Source organism: Limnohabitans parvus II-B4 (genome assembly GCF_003063455.1).
Taxonomy (GTDB): domain Bacteria; phylum Pseudomonadota; class Gammaproteobacteria; order Burkholderiales; family Burkholderiaceae_C; genus Limnohabitans_A; species Limnohabitans_A parvus.
This window is the reverse complement of the sequence record NZ_NESN01000002.1, coordinates 302,860-318,521: the sequence shown is the minus strand read 5'-3', so window position 1 is coordinate 318,521 and position 15,662 is coordinate 302,860. Positions and strand designations below refer to the sequence as shown.

General features: G+C 61.9%; 18 protein-coding genes. 13 read left to right on the top strand and 5 right to left on the bottom strand.

What is annotated here, in order from left to right; genetic code table 11:
- Positions 1-1,323 (top strand): sensor histidine kinase, encoded by a 1,323-nt coding sequence (locus tag B9Z37_RS06180; protein ID WP_108312143.1) that lies wholly within the window; start codon positions 1-3, stop codon positions 1,321-1,323.
- Positions 1,324-1,374: 51 nt separating this feature from the next.
- Here B9Z37_RS06180 and B9Z37_RS06175 read toward each other — a convergent pair whose 3' ends face one another.
- From B9Z37_RS06175 to B9Z37_RS06155, 5 genes are all read right to left on the bottom strand, one after another.
- A complete protein-coding gene (locus B9Z37_RS06175) occupies positions 1,375-1,578 on the bottom strand; it encodes a zinc-finger domain-containing protein (protein ID WP_108312142.1) in 204 nt (67 codons plus the stop codon).
- Positions 1,579-1,589: 11 nt separating this feature from the next.
- On the bottom strand, positions 1,590-2,528 hold the full coding sequence (locus B9Z37_RS06170; RefSeq protein WP_108312141.1) for a branched-chain amino acid transaminase: 939 nt from the start codon (positions 2,526-2,528) through the stop codon (positions 1,590-1,592).
- Between the two features lie 115 nt (positions 2,529-2,643).
- Positions 2,644-3,084: a glycerate kinase gene (locus B9Z37_RS06165; RefSeq protein ID WP_108312140.1), complete on the bottom strand. Its 441-nt coding sequence runs from the start codon at positions 3,082-3,084 to the stop codon at positions 2,644-2,646.
- A 45-nt stretch (positions 3,085-3,129) separates the two neighbouring features.
- Positions 3,130-4,515 carry a DNA repair protein RadA gene (gene radA / locus B9Z37_RS06160; protein WP_108312139.1) on the bottom strand — a complete coding sequence of 462 codons (1,386 nt, stop codon included), beginning with the start codon at positions 4,513-4,515 and terminating at the stop codon, positions 3,130-3,132.
- Positions 4,516-4,543: 28 nt separating this feature from the next.
- On the bottom strand, positions 4,544-5,593 hold the full coding sequence (locus tag B9Z37_RS06155; RefSeq protein ID WP_108312543.1) for an NAD(P)H-dependent flavin oxidoreductase: 1,050 nt from the start codon (positions 5,591-5,593) through the stop codon (positions 4,544-4,546).
- Positions 5,594-5,675: 82 nt separating this feature from the next.
- On the opposite strand from B9Z37_RS06155, the gene hpaR reads away from it, so the two are divergent.
- From hpaR to B9Z37_RS06100, 12 genes are all read left to right on the top strand, one after another.
- Positions 5,676-6,167 carry a homoprotocatechuate degradation operon regulator HpaR gene (gene hpaR, locus B9Z37_RS06150; RefSeq protein ID WP_108312138.1) on the top strand — a complete coding sequence of 164 codons (492 nt, stop codon included), beginning with the start codon at positions 5,676-5,678 and terminating at the stop codon, positions 6,165-6,167.
- A 3-nt stretch (positions 6,168-6,170) separates the two neighbouring features.
- Entirely contained in the window at positions 6,171-6,824 is a 654-nt protein-coding gene (locus tag B9Z37_RS06145; protein WP_108312137.1) for a fumarylacetoacetate hydrolase family protein, read from the top strand.
- A complete protein-coding gene (locus B9Z37_RS06140) occupies positions 6,821-7,585 on the top strand; it encodes a fumarylacetoacetate hydrolase family protein (RefSeq protein WP_108312136.1) in 765 nt (254 codons plus the stop codon). Before B9Z37_RS06145 ends, B9Z37_RS06140 begins: the two co-directional genes overlap by 4 nt.
- Positions 7,586-7,723: 138 nt before the next feature.
- Positions 7,724-9,193: a 5-carboxymethyl-2-hydroxymuconate semialdehyde dehydrogenase gene (hpaE, locus tag B9Z37_RS06135; protein ID WP_108312135.1), complete on the top strand. Its 1,470-nt coding sequence runs from the start codon at positions 7,724-7,726 to the stop codon at positions 9,191-9,193.
- A gap of 36 nt (positions 9,194-9,229) precedes the next feature.
- Positions 9,230-10,156 carry a 3,4-dihydroxyphenylacetate 2,3-dioxygenase gene (gene hpaD / locus B9Z37_RS06130; RefSeq protein WP_108312134.1) on the top strand — a complete coding sequence of 309 codons (927 nt, stop codon included), beginning with the start codon at positions 9,230-9,232 and terminating at the stop codon, positions 10,154-10,156.
- 134 nt (positions 10,157-10,290) lie between these two features.
- Positions 10,291-10,722, top strand: a complete 432-nt coding sequence (locus B9Z37_RS06125) for a 5-carboxymethyl-2-hydroxymuconate Delta-isomerase (RefSeq protein WP_108312133.1) — start codon at positions 10,291-10,293, stop codon at positions 10,720-10,722.
- Positions 10,723-10,725: 3 nt separating this feature from the next.
- Positions 10,726-11,547, top strand: a complete 822-nt coding sequence (gene hpaH, locus B9Z37_RS06120) for a 2-oxo-hept-4-ene-1,7-dioate hydratase (protein WP_407067223.1) — start codon at positions 10,726-10,728, stop codon at positions 11,545-11,547.
- Between the two features lie 143 nt (positions 11,548-11,690).
- Positions 11,691-12,506 (top strand): aldolase/citrate lyase family protein, encoded by an 816-nt coding sequence (locus B9Z37_RS06115; RefSeq protein WP_108312132.1) that lies wholly within the window; start codon positions 11,691-11,693, stop codon positions 12,504-12,506.
- 82 nt (positions 12,507-12,588) lie between these two features.
- Positions 12,589-13,377 (top strand): class II aldolase/adducin family protein, encoded by a 789-nt coding sequence (locus B9Z37_RS06110; protein ID WP_108312541.1) that lies wholly within the window; start codon positions 12,589-12,591, stop codon positions 13,375-13,377.
- Between the two features lie 17 nt (positions 13,378-13,394).
- Entirely contained in the window at positions 13,395-14,390 is a 996-nt protein-coding gene (locus tag B9Z37_RS06105; RefSeq protein ID WP_108312131.1) for a 2-dehydropantoate 2-reductase, read from the top strand.
- A gap of 109 nt (positions 14,391-14,499) precedes the next feature.
- Complete coding sequence (locus tag B9Z37_RS14455) at positions 14,500-14,661, top strand: hypothetical protein (protein ID WP_167394333.1); 162 nt, start codon at positions 14,500-14,502, stop codon at positions 14,659-14,661.
- Positions 14,662-14,724: 63 nt separating this feature from the next.
- Positions 14,725-15,648: a DMT family transporter gene (locus B9Z37_RS06100; protein ID WP_108312130.1), complete on the top strand. Its 924-nt coding sequence runs from the start codon at positions 14,725-14,727 to the stop codon at positions 15,646-15,648.
- Positions 15,649-15,662 lie beyond the last annotated feature (14 nt).

Sequence of the window (15,662 nt, the reverse complement as noted above, 5' to 3'; positions counted from 1 at the left end):
ATGGCGCTCAAAGCTTTGTCGCGGCAGTGGTCACGCCATTTGTATTTGCGCATCTGGCTGGCGGTGGTGGCGGGCGTGGCTTTGCTCATGCTGGTGGTGGGCTGGGCCTGGCGTGCCAGTGTGGAGCACAACAGCCCGGCACCTGCACCACGTGAATGGGTGGTGCTCAATGCCGATGGCGAGGTGCTGGCCACCACGTCCCGACGCCCCGGACCCGGTGCCCCACTGGAGTTTGACCTGACGCTGCCCGATGGGCAACAGCTCCAGTTGCGTGTTCAGCGCAACGGGGAGCGCGCAGACCCACCCGACATGGGCCAGCCGCCTGGTGGGCGCATGTCGTCGCCCCACAGGGCTGCGCACCCCTCTGCGCATGTGCCGCCTCATGTGCGCAACGAGCCGCCTTGGTGGGCCAAGCCGCCCTACGGATTTTTCTGGATGCTGGGCTTGATCGGTTTGGCGGTGGCGCTGGGCTTGTACCCGGTGGTGCGGCGGCTGACCCTCAGGCTGGAGGGTTTGCAGCGCGGCGTGCAGCGCTGGGGCGATGGCGATTTGTCCGTGCGTGTGCCTGTGCAGGGCGACGATGAGGTGGCTGATTTGTCGCAGCGATTCAATGCCGCGGCTGAACGCATCGAAGGACTCATGGCCTCGCAAAAGTCCTTGTTGGCCAATGCTTCGCATGAGTTGCGCTCGCCTTTGGCCCGCATACGCATGGGTCTGGAGTTGATGGCGGCACCTGCCGCTGACGCAGCCGTGCAGCAGCGCACCCGCACAGAAATTCTGCGCAACATGAGCGAGCTGGATCAACTGATCGATGAAATCTTGCTGGCCAGCCGTCTGGATGCCAAGGAGGTGGACATCGGCAAGGTGGAGGCGGTGGACTTGGTGGGCCTGTGCGCGGAAGAGTGCGCACGCGTGGGGGCCATGCTGGAAGTACCCCAGGGCCTGGCCCAACTGGAGGTTCAGGGCGTTACCAAGTTGTTGCGTCGCATGGTCCGCAACCTGCTGGAAAACGCCAGGCGCTACGGTGCCGCCGGGGCAGATGGCGGTGACGTGGTGTTGTCTTTGGCGCAGCAAGGCCAACAGGTCCACATTCAGGTGAGCGACCAAGGGCCAGGGGTCCCCTTGGCTTGGCGTGACCGGATTTTTGAGCCCTTCTTCCGCTTGCCGGGTGCCAGTGAGCGCGTGGGTGGGGTGGGCTTGGGGCTCTCGCTCGTCAAATCGATTGCCGAGCGGCATGGCGGTGCCGTGCATTGTGCAGACCGTGCCGGTGGGGGGGCTTGTTTCGAGGTGGACTTGCCCCAAAGCAAAACGGCGAACACCTGAGTGTTCGCCGTTGGCTTGCCATGCCGTCGCCAGGGCGGCAGCGCTTGAATCTCAGTGGTGGTGGCCCACCACTTCGCCTGCTTTCAGTTTGTACACCGTGCCGCAATAAGGGCACTTGGCTTCGCTTGTTTTAGCCACATCTAGGTACACCTTGGGGTGGCTGTTCCAGAGTTTCATGTCGGCTTTGAGGCTGGGGCAAAAAACACCGCCCTGGGGGTTCAGGTCGGCGGCCAGCAGTTCAACGGTATTGCTCATTGTTTCTTTCCTTAAACCAGCGTCAGCCAGTGGGCGTATTTCGGGTTGCGGCCGTTGACGATGTCAAAGAACGCAGACTGGATTTTCTCGGTGATCGGGCCACGGCTGCCTGCGCCGAGTTCGATGCGGTCGAGCTCGCGAATCGGCGTGACTTCAGCGGCGGTGCCGGTGAAAAAGGCTTCGTCGGCAATGTAGACCTCGTCGCGGGTGATGCGCTTTTGCACGATCTCGAGGCCCAGGTCTTTGGCGATGTGGAACACCGTGTTGCGGGTGATGCCATTCAGCGCGCCAGCAGACAAGTCAGGGGTGTAGATCACGCCGTCCTTGACCACAAAGATGTTCTCGCCAGCACCTTCGGACACAAAGCCCGAGGTGTCGAGCAACAGGGCTTCGTCGTAACCTTCATCGGTCACTTCCATGTTGGCCAAGATGGAATTGGTGTAATTGCTCACCGCCTTGGCCTGCGTCATGGTGATGTTGACGTGGTGGCGGGTGTAGCTGCTGGTCTTGACGCGGATGCCGCGCTTCATGCCTTCCTCTCCTAGGTACGCGCCCCAGGTCCAGGCGGCCACCATCAGGTGGATGGTGTTGCCCTTGGGGCTGACGCCCAGTTTCTTGTCGCCGATCCAGGTCAGGGGGCGGATGTAGCCGCTTTCCAGCTTGTTCTCACGCACCACGGCGCGTTGGGCTTCGTTGACCTGGTCCTTGGTGAAGGGGATCGCCATGCGCAGGATCTTGGCGCTGTTGAACAGACGGTCGGTGTGCTCTTGCAGGCGGAAGATGGCGGTGCCTTGCTCGGTTTTGTAAGCGCGAACGCCTTCAAAAGCGCCGCAACCGTAATGCAGGGTATGGCTCAGCACGTGGATCTTGGCATCGCGCCAGTCAACCATCTGGCCGTCCATCCAGATTTTGCCGTCACGGTCTGACATCGAAGGAATGACAACGCTCATGAAAGTGTCCTTTAAAGAAGGGGCATTGAACAGTGCAAAAAAGTATTTTAAGGGCTCACACACGGCATCGCAGCCGCGTGGGGCGCTTGGATCGCGGCTTTAGGTGGGGCCGGTTTCAGTGGGCCGAGTTCGAGGCATTGGTGGGCGGTTCGTCCACGGTCTCTTCAGAAGCCGGGCGCTTCATCGCCCAATCGCTCAGTTTGCCGCCCACAAAGGTGCATGTCACGTGCGATTGGCCTGCATCGGTCCAGCGGTAGACCTCGGGCTGGGTGTCTTTTTCGCTCAGCAGTTCGCCCAAAGATTTGGTCATGGCGATCACATGCATCAAGGTCGCGCCTTTTTGGAGTTTGGCGTTGAGCATCACGGCGCTGGACACATGGCCGATAGGGCGGTTGGCCGCTTTTTTGAGGATCGTCACCATGCGGGTGAAGTGCAGCAAGATCCACATGACCACGCCGCCCGCAGCCAAGGCAATGCCAGCCCACTGAAAGGCGTGCCACGCACCCACTGTGAAAACCACGATGGCCACTGGGGCCAGTATTTTGTTGAAATTCATGGGGGCAGATTGTGCCTTGATTGCCCGGTCACTTTGTGCAGTGCTTCAGTCCAGCCCCCGCACCACCTGCATGGCTTCTTCGATGCGCTCGACCGGGTAGATGGTTAGGCCTTCAAAGGCCTTGTCGTTCTTCTTGGGCGCGTTGGCCTTGGGCACCACGGCCACCTTGAAGCCCAGTTTGGCCGCTTCTTTCAGCCGGTCTTGCCCACGCGGTGCGGGGCGCACTTCACCGGCCAGACCGACCTCGCCAAAGGCGATGAAGCCTTTGGGCAGGGGCTTGCCGCGCAGGCTGCTGGTAATCGCCAGCATCACCGCCAAGTCGGCGGCCGGTTCGCTGATGCGCACGCCACCCACCGCGTTCACAAACACGTCCTGGTCCATGCAGGCCACCCCCGCATGGCGGTGCAGCACTGCCAGCAGCATGGCCAGGCGGTCGCGGTCCAGACCCACGCTCAAACGGCGGGGCGATGGGCCACCGCTGTCCACCAGGGCCTGAATTTCGACCAACAGCGGGCGGGTGCCTTCGAGGGTGACCATCACGCAGCTGCCGGGCACGGGCTCGGCATGCTGGCTCAAGAAAATGGCACTGGGGTTGCTCACGCCCTTGAGGCCTTTTTCGGTCATGGCGAACACGCCGATCTCGTTGACGGCACCAAAGCGGTTTTTGATGGCGCGGATCAGGCGGAAGTTGGAGTGCGTGTCGCCCTCAAAGTAGAGCACCGTGTCCACCATGTGCTCCAGCACGCGGGGGCCGGCCAGCGCGCCTTCCTTGGTCACATGGCCGACCAGCACGATGGTGGTGCCGGTCGATTTGGCTGTGCGCGTCAGGTGCGCCGCACATTCGCGCACCTGCGCCACCGAGCCGGGGGCGCTGGTCAATTGGTCCGAATACACCGTCTGAATCGAGTCGATGATGGCGATGCCCGGTTGGCGTGATTGCAGGGTGTGCAGGATCTTTTCAAGCTGGATTTCGGGTAACACCGGCACTTGCGAGTCGGGCAAGCCGAGGCGTCTTGAGCGCATGGCCACTTGCGCGCCACTTTCTTCGCCCGTCACATACAGGGTGTTCATGCCGCTGCGTTGCAGGGCATCGACCGCTTGCAACAGCAAGGTCGATTTGCCGATGCCCGGGTCGCCGCCGATCAGCACCACGCCGCCTTCGACCATGCCCCCGCCCAGCACCCGGTCCAGCTCATCAATACCAGTGGGGTGGCGCTCGAAGTCGGCTGCCTCGATCTGAGCCAGCGGCAGCACTTCGGAGGTGGGGGCCAGCGAGGCATGCACCGAGCCAAAGCGGTTTTTGCCGCCTGCAGGTTCGGCAGAGGCTTCGATCAGGGTGTTCCAGGCATTGCAGCTGGGGCATTTGCCCATCCAGCGTGCGCTGGTGCCGCCGCATTCGGTGCAGGTGAATATCGATTTGTCTTTGGCCATAGGACGCAAGTGTGCCTGACAGTCGCACTCAGGCTGCGCGCCAGGCTTGCAGAAATTCGCTGGTGATGTCGCCTGCAGGCAGTGATCGGCAGTTGCTGGCGTTTTGGCCTGCCCACAAGGGCGTGAAGTCGCTGCTGCCCCGCGCTTCGGCGGCTGCGCGCAGTGGTGCCATGTCGGCGGTGGCCAGCGGAAAAGCCGGAGCTTGTGGGTGTATCGCCCCCAACTCGCGCATGGCGCGGTTCACGATGCCTCGTGCCGGACGCCCCGTGAACAAGTTGGTCAGCGCCGTGTGCTGCGCCGCACTGGACTGCAGGGCGGCTCGGTGCAAGGCGCTGGTTGTGGCCTCGTGGCTGCACAGGTAAGCGGTGCCAATTTGCACAGCTGCTGCGCCCAGTGCCTTGGCCGCAGCCACCCCCGATGGCGTGGCGATGCCTCCCGCTGCAATCACCGGCAGTCGCACGGCCTGCACGATTTGCGGCAGCAGTGCCAAGGTGCCGACTTGTGTGCTCAGGTCTTCGGTCAGGAACATGCCCCGGTGTCCGCCGGCCTCCAGACCTTGCGCAATGATGGCATCGGCCCCATGGGCTTGCAGCCACAGCGCTTCGGGCACCGTGGTAGCCGATGACAGCACCAGACTGCCCCAGCCTTTGACTCGGGCCAGCAAGTCAGCGGCGGGCAGGCCAAAGTGGAAGCTCACCACGGCCGGACGGAAGGCCTCCAGCACATCGGCCGCGTCATGGTTGAAGGGCACGCGCGCCACGCCATTGCTGGCCGTATTGGGTGCAAGCCCCATGGCTTGGTAATAAGGGGCCAATGTTTCTCGCCAAGCCGCCTGAGCTTGCGCATCGGGTGTGGGCGGGGTGTGGCAAAAAAAGTTGACGTTGTAAGGGCGTTGGGTGGCTTGTTGCAGGGCCTGCAGCTCGCTGTGCAGGTCGGCAGGGCTCCACATGGCCGCAGGCAGCGAGCCCAGACCACCTGCTTCGCAAACGGCGACGGCGAGCCGGTGGTTTTGTACCCCGGCCATGGGGGCTTGAATGATGGGGGCGTTCAGATCCAAGAGGTCAAAACATGTTGTCATGTGCAAACTGTAGCGGTTTGGGCCGGTGATCAGGGTTGTCCCGAGGACTGCGAGGAGGAAAATCATTTAATATATTAAATAAATGAAATCCCAACCTTCTTTTTTTCACCGCAACTTGCCCCGGCTCTTGCTTGAAGCACGCGAGGCGGTGATGCTTCACACCCGACCCAGCCTGCGTGAGCACGGCTTGTCGGACCAGCAGTGGCGCGTTTTGCGTGTGTTGGGCGAACATGCCGACGAGCCCGGTGGCATCGAAACCGGGCGCGTGGCGCGTGAGGCCTATTTGCTGGGTCCCAGCCTCACCGGTGTGCTGACCCGTATGGCGCGTGACGGCCTGATCGAGCGCCAGCGTTGCCCGCAGGATGCCCGCCGCACCGTGGTGCGGGCTACCACAGCGGGTCTGGCCAAAGTGCAAGCCCTGTCGCAAACCATCGAAGCGCATTACGTGTGGATGGAGCAGCAACTGGGCAAGGCGCGCCTGACGGCCTTGTATGACTTGCTGGACAAGGTGATTGCATTGGAAGTGCCTGAACCCGGCGCATCAGAAACTGAACAAGAGACCTTTGAGGAATAAGCGATGCAAACGACCCGAACGCCACACCAGCCCTGGCAACCCCAGGGAACGGTCTATGGCACCTTGCTCAACTTTCGCCGCGAGTGGGACCTGTGGATCCCTCGCATGACGCAAGACCCGCACAAGGCCGCGCCCAAAGAGCCCGTGCTCTATGTGAAAACCGCCAACACCTTCAGCCCCGCCGGGCAAGACCTTTTGCTGCAAGACGGCGTAACAGAAGTCGACATAGGCGCAACGCTGGGCCTGGTGATCGGGGGTGACGGCCAAGTGGCTGGCGCTGTGCTGCTGAATGACTGGAGCGTGCTGCACGCGAGCTATTACCGCCCGCCGGTCAAGTTCCGCTGCCGCGACGGCTTTCTGGCTTTGCCGCAGCAGGTCACGCCTGGTCAGGTGCAGGACTGGGCCACGATGCAGATCGCCGTGCGCCGCAATGGCGATCTGGTGCAGACCGTTGACCTGCGCGAGTTGATGCGCGCCATGCCTGAGCTGCTGGCCGATGTGGGTGAATTCATGACTTTGCAGCCCGGGGATGTGCTGATGGTCGGCACCGACTGCCTGGCCGATGGCACACGCCCACGCGCCAAGGCGGGGGATCGGGTGGAGATTTCTGCACCTGGCTTTGCTTCTGTTGTCACCATGGTTGGAGGTGCCGCATGAAGCACGCACGCATCGCCTGGTCCGGCGCCATTCAGCAAGCCGTTGAATCCGATGGCCAGCTGCTCATCACCCAAGGCCCGCACAAGGGCCGCCGCGTCGGTTTTGACGAGGTCGTCTGGCTGCCGCCGCTGGCCCCCGTGCCGCAGGCACGCACCGTGATCGCGCTCGGCCTGAACTATGCCGACCACGCCAAGGAACTCGCCTTCAAGGCGCCTGAAGAACCGCTGGCTTTCATGAAAGGGGAGGCTTCGCTGATCGGGCACAAGGCCTTCACGAAGCGCCCCGCTGAAGTGAAGTACATGCACTACGAGTGCGAGCTGGCCGTGGTTGTGGGCCGCACCGCCCGCCGCGTGAAAAAAGCCGATGCGTATGACTTCATCGCGGGCTACACCGTGGCCAACGACTACGCCATCCGCGACTACTTGGAAAACTGGTACCGCCCCAACCTGCGCGTGAAAAACCGCGACACCTGCACACCGATCGGCCCGTGGCTGGTCGATGCAGCGGATGTGCCCAACCCCATGGCCTTGAAGTTGCAGACCACCGTGAACGGCAAAGTCACGCAAAGCGGCAGCACCGCCGACATGATTTTTGACGTGCCCACGCTGATTGAGTACTTCAGCAGCTTCATGACGCTCAACCCCGGCGACCTGATCCTGACCGGCACGCCCGACGGCATCGTCGACTGCCAACCCGGCGACGTGATCGTCACCGAGATCGAAGGCATCGGGGCGCTGCACAACACCATCGTTGCTGCGTGAACATGACGAATACAGACGACAAACCACTTATCGTCATCCCCGCGCATGCGGGGATCCATGGTGTTGGCGCCATGCATGCATGGATTCCCGCCTGCGCGGGAATGACGGTGCCATGACGACAGCGACAGGAGACAGAACATGAAAATAGACCACCTCATCAACGGCAAAAGCGTCGCGGGCAGCGACTACTTTGAAACCATCAACCCCGCCACGCAAGAGGTGCTGGCCGAAGTCGCCTCGGGCGGCGAAGCCGAGGTCAATGCCGCCGTTGCCGCTGCCAAAGCCGCCTTCCCCAAGTGGGCCGCCACGCCTGCCACCGAGCGCGCCAAGATCATGCGCAAGCTGGGCGAGCTGATCGCGAAACATGTGCCTGAAATCTCGGAGACCGAGACAAAAGACTGCGGCCAAACCATCAGCCAGACCGGCAAACAGCTGGTGCCGCGTGCGGCCGACAACTTCCACTACTTTGCCGAGATGTGCACCCGTGTGGACGGTCACACCTACCCCACGCCCACGCACCTGAACTACACGCTGTTCCATCCGGTGGGCGTGTGCGCGCTCATCAGTCCCTGGAATGTGCCATTCATGACCGCCACCTGGAAGGTCGCGCCGTGCTTGGCCTTTGGCAACACCGCTGTGCTCAAGATGAGCGAGCTCTCACCCCTGACGGCCGCCCGCCTGGGCGAGCTGGCGCTGGAGGCGGGTGTGCCCGCTGGCGTGCTCAACCTGGTGCACGGCTACGGCAAGGTAGCGGGCGAACCGCTGGTCTCGCACCGCGATGTTCGCGCCATCAGCTTCACCGGCTCCACCGTCACGGGTAACCGCATCGTGCAAAGCGCGGGCCTCAAGAAGTTCAGCATGGAGCTTGGCGGCAAGAGCCCCTTCGTGATCTTTGAAGACGCTGACCTCGACCGCGCTCTGGACGCCGCCATCTTCATGATCTTCAGCAACAACGGCGAGCGCTGCACCGCTGGCAGCCGCATCTTGGTGCAGCAAAGCATCTACGCCGACTTTGCGGCCAAGTTCGCCGAGCGGGCCAAACGCATCACCGTGGGCGACCCGCTCGATGACAAAACCATCGTCGGCCCCATGATCTCCAAAGCGCACTTGGCCAAAGTGCGCAGCTACATCGAACTCGGCCCCAAAGAAGGCGCGACGATGCTGTGTGGCGGACTGGACCAGCCCGGCTACGCCGCAGACCTGCCCGCGCATGTGAAGCACGGCAACTTCGTTTGGCCTACGGTGTTTGCCGATGTCGACAACCGCATGCGCATCGCCCAAGAAGAAATCTTCGGCCCCGTGGCCTGCTTGATTCCCTTCAGAGACGAAGCCGACGCGATTGAAAAAGCCAACGACATCGAATACGGCCTCTCCAGCTACGTTTGGACCGAGAACCTGGGCAAGGCCCACCGCGTGGCGGCAGCTGTGGAAGCGGGCATGTGCTTCGTCAACAGCCAGAACGTGCGCGATCTGCGCCAACCCTTTGGCGGCACCAAAGCCAGCGGCACGGGGCGCGAAGGCGGCACCTGGAGCTACGAAGTGTTTTGCGAACCCAAAAACGTGGCGGTCTCAATGGGTTCGCACCACATTCCGCATTGGGGAGTTTGACCATGGGACAACTTGAAAACACCAGGAGTGCTCGCCATGGGTAAGCTCGCATTGGCCGCCAAAATCACCCACGTGCCCAGCATGTACCTGAGCGAAATCCCGGGGCCACGTTTTGGCACGCGGCAAAGCGCCATCGATGGTCACAAAGAGATCAGCCGCCGCTGCCGCGCCTTGGGGGTGGACACGCTGGTAGTGTTCGACACGCACTGGTTGGTCAACGCGAATTACCACATCAACTGCGCGCCGCACTTCAAAGGCAGCTACACCAGCAACGAGTTGCCGCACTTCATCAACCACATGGCTTTCGAGTCACCGGGCAATCCCGAGTTGGGCCACCTGCTGGCCAAAGTGGCCAACGAGCACGGGGTAGAAACCCTGGCGCACGACAACACCACGCTCGACCCGGAATACGGCACGCTCGTGCCGCTGCGCTACATGAACGAAGACCAGCACTTCAAGGTGGTCTCGGTGTCGGCTTTGTGCATGGTGCATTACCTGAACGACAGTGCCCGCCTGGGCTGGGCCATGCGCGAGGCGGTGGAAAAGCATTACGACGGCAAGGTGGCCTTTCTGGCCAGCGGCTCGCTCTCACACCGCTTTGCACAAAACGGTTTGGCCCCGGAGTTTGCCCACAAGATCTGGAGCCCGTTTCTGGAGCAGCTCGACAAACAGGTCCTGCAGATGTGGGGCAACCGCGAATGGAAGGCGTTTTGCGAGATGCTGCCCGAGTACGCCAGCAAAGGCCACGGCGAAGGCTTCATGCACGACACCGCCATGCTGATGGGCGCTTTGGGCTGGACGGGGTATGACGGCGGCGTGGACATGGTGACGCCGTACTTCGGCGCCAGCGGCACGGGCCAGCTCAACGCGATTTTTGAAGTCACACCGCAGGACGGCTCCAAAGTGCCCGAGGCCGTGGCCAGCCATGTCGAGGGTTACACGGCGGTGAGCACCAGGCTGTGAAATGAGCCAGCGGGATGTCTCTCCTTGTCATCCCGGACTGGATCCGGGATCCATCTTCGGTTCACCATGGATCCTCGGGTCAAGCCCGAGGATGACAAATTTGAAGCTTCAACGACAAAGTCAGAAGGCCCACCATGCCCCATCTTGTGATCCTCTACACCGGTCAGCTAGACGCTGAAGTCCACATGACCACGCTGTGCCGCCAGATGGCGGACGCCATGCTCACCGTGCAGGACGAGGAAGGCAAGCAAGTCTTCCCCACAGGTGGCACGCGTGTGCTGGCCTACCCGGCACCGCACTACGCCGTGGCCGATGGCGGTGCAGCAGGCCAGGCGGCGGGTGGCACAGGTGACTACGCTTTTGTGTACCTGAACCTGCGCATGGGCCGTGGCCGCAGCGAGGCCACCCAGCAAGGCGCTGGGCAGACTTTGCTCGAAGTAGCCAAAGCCTTTTTCGCGCCCGTGATGGCGCAGCGCCACATCGGCATCACGCTGCAGGTCGATGTCGGCCCCGAGGTGTTTGACGCCAAGCACAGCAATCTGCATCCACTTTTCAACAAGGTTTGAGCCATGTCCGTGTTCACCGAAGACCAGATCCAGCAGCTCGCGCACGAGCTCAATCAGTCCGAAAAATCCCGTGTGCAGATCGAGCACTTTTCCAAGCGCTATCCGGGCATGACGATCGAAGACGGCTACCGCATCAACCGCGCCTGGATGCAGATCAAGTTCGCCGAGGGGCGCACCATGATCGGCCACAAGATCGGCCTCACCAGCCGCGCCATGCAAGTCTCCAGCCAGATCGACGAGCCCGACTACGGCACGCTGCTGGACAACATGCGCTACGACTGCACGCCGGGCCAGGTGCTGGACATTCCACATGCCCATTTCATCGCGCCCCGTGTGGAAGTGGAGCTGGCCTTCATCCTCAAAAAAGAACTGCGCGGCCCCAACGTGACCGTGCAGCAGGTGCTGGAGGCGACCGACTACGTGACCCCTGCCATCGAGATCATCGACTCGCGTATCGAGCAGTTTGACCGCCACACCAAAGTCATGCGCAAGGTGTACGACACCATCAGCGACAACGCCGCCAACGCGGGCATTGTGCTCGGGGCCAAGCGGGTTGCCCCCTTGACCACCGACCTGCCCTGGTGCGGCGCGGTGCTGCGACAAAACGGCGTGGTCGAAGAGACGGGTCTCGCTGCGGGCGTGCAAGGACACCCGGCTGTGGGCATCGCCTGGTTGGCCAACAAACTCGCGCCCTGGGGTGAACACTTGCAAGCGGGCGAAATTGTGTTGGCGGGCTCGTTCACCAAACCGGCGCTGGCCAAAGTGGGTGATGTGTTTGACGTGGACTACGGACCTCTGGGCAAGTTGGCGTTCAGATTCATTTGACACCAGAACGCTTCGCACACCCACGCTGGTCGGGTCTGGCGGGCCTGGCTGGGCGATGTGGCAAAGCGAAGCGCCTCTGAGCCCGGGCAGGCCCGCCGGACACGAACAGCCTCCCCATCGAAGGCACAACACAAGGAACCATCATGCAAACTCCAAGCAATTTGTTCAAACAAGCCCTCAAAGACAAACGCCCCCAGATCGGCCTGTGGATGGGCCTGGCCAGTGATTACAGCGCCGAAATCTGTGCGCTGGCTGGCTTCGACTGGCTGGTCATCGACGGCGAACATTCACCCAACAACCTGAGCAGCATCATGGCTCAGCTCAAGACGCTCGCCGCTTACCCGGGCAGCCATGCGGTGTGCCGCGTGCCCGTGGGTGACACGGCGCTCATCAAACAGTATTTGGACCTGGGCGCGCAGAACATCCTGGTGCCCATGGTCGACACGCCCGAGCAGGCGGCCCAGCTGGTGCAAGCCATGCGCTACCCGCAGGACGATGGCCAAGGCGGGGTGCGCGGCATGGCAGGCGCCCGTGCGTCGCGCTGGGGCCACTACACCGACTATTTCCAGCGCGCCAACGAAGAGGTGTGCCTGCTGGTGCAAGTCGAGTCGCTCGATGCGCTGAAAAACCTCGACGCAATCGCTGCCACGCCCGGTGTGGACGGTGTGTTCATCGGCCCGGCCGACCTCTCGGCCAGCATGGGCCATGTGGGCAATGCCGCGCACCCCGATGTGCAGGCCGCGATTGCCGATGCGATTGCCCGCATCCTCCAAGCGGGCAAGGCCCCCGGCATCCTCACGCCGGATCGTCAATTGGCCGCTCAGTACCTGCAGCTGGGTGCGGTGTTCGTGGCGGTGGGCCTGGACACGCAAATCTTGATGCGCCAGACCACCGATCTGGCCGCGCACTTCAAAGCCGAGGTCACCGCCATCGCCCCCGCTAAAGGTGCGACATATTGACCGACGATGGACCAGGCCCCCTGTTTCCCTGCGGTGGCTCTCTCCCACATAAAAACCAACAGTCAATTGATAGGAGATCATGATGTTCCCCACTCCCCAACCCGTGGTGCCATCTTTGCAAGCACGTGTCCACCCAGACGAATGGCAGGCGCGGCTGCAGCTGGCGGCTTGCTACCGCGTGTTCGCCATGCTCGGCTGGACCGAGATGATCTACAACCACATCACCGTGCGCCTGCCCGACAGCGTGACCGGGGGTGATAAGCAGTTTTTAATCAACCCCTTTGGCCTGCATTACAGCGAGGTCACGGCCAGCAACCTGGTCAAAATCAACCTGCAAGGCGAGGTGCTGGACGGTTCGCCCTACAAGGTCAACCCGGCCGGGTTCGTGGTGCATGCCACGCTGCACGGTGGCATGGACGGCGCGCATTGCGTGATGCACACCCACACCACGGCGGGCGTGGCGGTGGCCTGCTTGCAAGACGGCCTGTCGCAAAGCAATTTCTATTCGGCCCAGCTGCACGGCATGGTGGCCTACCACGACTTCGAGGGCATCACCATCCACGCCGAAGAGGGCCCGCGTGTGCTGCAAAGCATTGGCAATAAGCCTGCGGTGATCTTGCGCAACCACGGCTTGCTGGCCTGGGGGCAAACGCTGCCGCAGACCTTTGCAATTTTGTGGACGCTGCAACGCGCCTGCGAAATCCAGTTGGCCACGCAAAGCATGGGTGCGCCGATTCCGGTGCCCGAGGCGATTGCGGCCAAATGCACCCGCGATGCCTTGCAGTTCAACCCGAACCACGGGGCAGGGCAAGACGTGTTCGAGGCGCTGGTGCGCCGGATGGACAAACAAGACACAGGCTGGCGCGCATGAGCTTGATGAACAACCCAATGACATTTAACAAAATTGCCATTGTTGGCGCAGGTGCCATCGGCGGCTGGATGGGTGTGCACTTGGCGCGAGCCGGGGCGCAGGTCAGTGTGCTTGCCCGTGGCGACACGCTTGCCGCCTTGCAAGCCCACGGCCTTCAACTTCACCAAGGGGGCGAGCTGCACACCCTGCCTGTGACCGCATCCAACGCCGCAGCCGCTTTGGGTGTGCAGGACTTGGTGGTGATCTCGGTCAAAGCGCCTGCATTGGCCTCGGTGGCGGCGCAAGTCGGTCCCCTGATCGGTCCGGACACCGTGGTGCTGACCGCCATGAACGGTGTGCCTTGGTGGTTTTTGCAAGGTTTTGGGGGGCCGGTGGCGGGCCGCTCGCTCGCCACGGTGGACCCTCAAGGCGCGATTGCCCTGGCCTTGCCCGCGACGCACATCGTGGGCTGCGTGGTGCATGCAAGCTGTTCAGTCGATTCGCCGGGCGTGATCCGCCACCACTTTGGTGATGGACTCATTGTGGGCGAGCCTTCCGGGCAGGCCACTGCGCGGGTGCAGGCCTTGCATGCGCTGCTGCAAAAGGCGGGCTTCAACGCCAGTGTTTCGGCGCAAATCCAGAAAGACATCTGGTACAAACTTTGGGGCAACATGACCGTGAACCCCATCAGCGCCATCACGGGTGCGACCACGGACCGCATCATGGACGACCCTTTGGTGCGCCAATTCATTTCCAGCGTCATGCTCGAAGCCAAAGCGATTGGCGAAAAAATCGGCATCCCCATCGACCAGCAACCCGAGGACCGCCATGCGGTGACCCGGAAACTGGGCGCATTCCGGACCTCTATGCTGCAAGACGTGGACGCCGGCAAGCCCGTCGAACTGGACGCTTTGGTCAGTGCCGTTCGCGAATTGGGGCAGCTGACCCATGTCGCCACACCGTTCACCGATGCTTTGCTGGGGCTCAGCCGTCTGCATGCGCAGGGCCGTGGGCTGTATGGGGTGACCGATTGAATCGCCAATGCCGAGACATCTAACAATTTTTAACAACCCTGCTGGGAATTTTCTCTCATAATCGCACCAACGGACAAATTTAAGTACTTCGGTATTAAAAGGAATTAACATGTTGATGCTGACAGTTTTTGCGATTATTTTGATGTTGGGTCTCGGCGTTTTGTATTTCAAAACGGTTCAAGACATTGAGCAGGACGACATCAATGAGGCCATGGCCCGCGCTCAGCGATTCAAAAACAAACGTGCTTCCAACGAGTGGGCCGGTGCCTGAGCCTTCAGGTCACCAGTCGCTTTCTTGTCATCTCCTAGGCGAATGGGGCGTTAAATTGCCCCCATGTCGTCTCACCCCACTCCCCCCGCTTCCTTTTCCCGCCTGAGCCTCACGGGGTTCCTGACGCTGCTGTTGATCGCCCTGATGATGGGTGCCAACCATGTTGCAGCCCGCACGGCTTTCAACCATGGCGTCGACGTGGTGACCGCAGTCACCTTTCGCAGCAGTGTCACGGCCTTTGTGGTGGCCTTGATTCTTTGGCAACAAAAAGTGTCGCTCCAGCTGTCGGGGCGGCACCAAAAAAACCTTCTGCTGATTGGCGCATTGATCGCCGTGCAAAGCGTTTGTCTGTATTCATCGGTCGCCCGACTGCCAGTGGCTTTGGCGTTGCTGGCGTTCAACACCTATCCATTGCTCACGGCGTTCTGGGCGCGGGTCTTGTATGGCCATCGTCCGGAGCGTGCCGTTTTGTTGGCCATGCCCGTGATGCTGTTGGGGTTGGCTTTGGCGCTGGATGTGCTGGGTGCCGCTTCAGGGCTGGGTGCTGCGCAGCAATGGGGGCAGATTGGTGCCGGTGTGGCCTTTGCACTGGCCGCATCCGCCACATTTGGTTTGGCGCTGGTCATCACCCAACATGAGGCGGCTGATGTGGATGGCCGTCTGCGCACATTCACCACCATGACCACTGTTGCCGTGCTGGCTGCCGTGGTGGCATCTACCCAAAGTGGCTTTCATTTGCCCACGGCGACGGCGGGCTGGTGGGGCTTGGGGGCACTCACCTTTTTGTATGGAACCGCCTTCACCATCATGTTCACCGTGTTGCCCAAGCTGGGTGTGGTGGGCAACTCGGCCATTATGAATGTGGAGCCGGTGTTTGCCCTGGTGCTGGCTTGGGCTGTGCTGGGGCAGTCGATTGCCCTGATGCAGCTGGTCGGTGCCTTGGTGGTGGTGGCCACCGTCATGTGGCTGGGTTTGCGCAGGCGCTGACGACTGAGGCGGGG

What these genes read in the sequence shown, in the direction of transcription:
- B9Z37_RS06180 (WP_108312143.1), top strand. Translation starts at nt 1, where the DNA reads ATGGCGCTCAAAGCTTTGTCGCGGCAGTGGTCACGCCATTTGTATTTG.
- B9Z37_RS06175 (WP_108312142.1), bottom strand. Translation starts at nt 1,578, where the DNA reads ATGAGCAATACCGTTGAACTGCTGGCCGCCGACCTGAACCCCCAGGGC.
- B9Z37_RS06170 (WP_108312141.1), bottom strand. Translation starts at nt 2,528, where the DNA reads ATGAGCGTTGTCATTCCTTCGATGTCAGACCGTGACGGCAAAATCTGG.
- B9Z37_RS06165 (WP_108312140.1), bottom strand. Translation starts at nt 3,084, where the DNA reads ATGAATTTCAACAAAATACTGGCCCCAGTGGCCATCGTGGTTTTCACA.
- radA (WP_108312139.1), bottom strand. Translation starts at nt 4,515, where the DNA reads ATGGCCAAAGACAAATCGATATTCACCTGCACCGAATGCGGCGGCACC.
- B9Z37_RS06155 (WP_108312543.1), bottom strand. Translation starts at nt 5,593, where the DNA reads ATGACAACATGTTTTGACCTCTTGGATCTGAACGCCCCCATCATTCAA.
- hpaR (WP_108312138.1), top strand. Translation starts at nt 5,676, where the DNA reads ATGAAATCCCAACCTTCTTTTTTTCACCGCAACTTGCCCCGGCTCTTG.
- B9Z37_RS06145 (WP_108312137.1), top strand. Translation starts at nt 6,171, where the DNA reads ATGCAAACGACCCGAACGCCACACCAGCCCTGGCAACCCCAGGGAACG.
- B9Z37_RS06140 (WP_108312136.1), top strand. Translation starts at nt 6,821, where the DNA reads ATGAAGCACGCACGCATCGCCTGGTCCGGCGCCATTCAGCAAGCCGTT.
- hpaE (WP_108312135.1), top strand. Translation starts at nt 7,724, where the DNA reads ATGAAAATAGACCACCTCATCAACGGCAAAAGCGTCGCGGGCAGCGAC.
- hpaD (WP_108312134.1), top strand. Translation starts at nt 9,230, where the DNA reads ATGGGTAAGCTCGCATTGGCCGCCAAAATCACCCACGTGCCCAGCATG.
- B9Z37_RS06125 (WP_108312133.1), top strand. Translation starts at nt 10,291, where the DNA reads ATGCCCCATCTTGTGATCCTCTACACCGGTCAGCTAGACGCTGAAGTC.
- hpaH (WP_407067223.1), top strand. Translation starts at nt 10,726, where the DNA reads ATGTCCGTGTTCACCGAAGACCAGATCCAGCAGCTCGCGCACGAGCTC.
- B9Z37_RS06115 (WP_108312132.1), top strand. Translation starts at nt 11,691, where the DNA reads ATGCAAACTCCAAGCAATTTGTTCAAACAAGCCCTCAAAGACAAACGC.
- B9Z37_RS06110 (WP_108312541.1), top strand. Translation starts at nt 12,589, where the DNA reads ATGTTCCCCACTCCCCAACCCGTGGTGCCATCTTTGCAAGCACGTGTC.
- B9Z37_RS06105 (WP_108312131.1), top strand. Translation starts at nt 13,395, where the DNA reads ATGACATTTAACAAAATTGCCATTGTTGGCGCAGGTGCCATCGGCGGC.
- B9Z37_RS14455 (WP_167394333.1), top strand. Translation starts at nt 14,500, where the DNA reads ATGTTGATGCTGACAGTTTTTGCGATTATTTTGATGTTGGGTCTCGGC.
- B9Z37_RS06100 (WP_108312130.1), top strand. Translation starts at nt 14,725, where the DNA reads ATGTCGTCTCACCCCACTCCCCCCGCTTCCTTTTCCCGCCTGAGCCTC.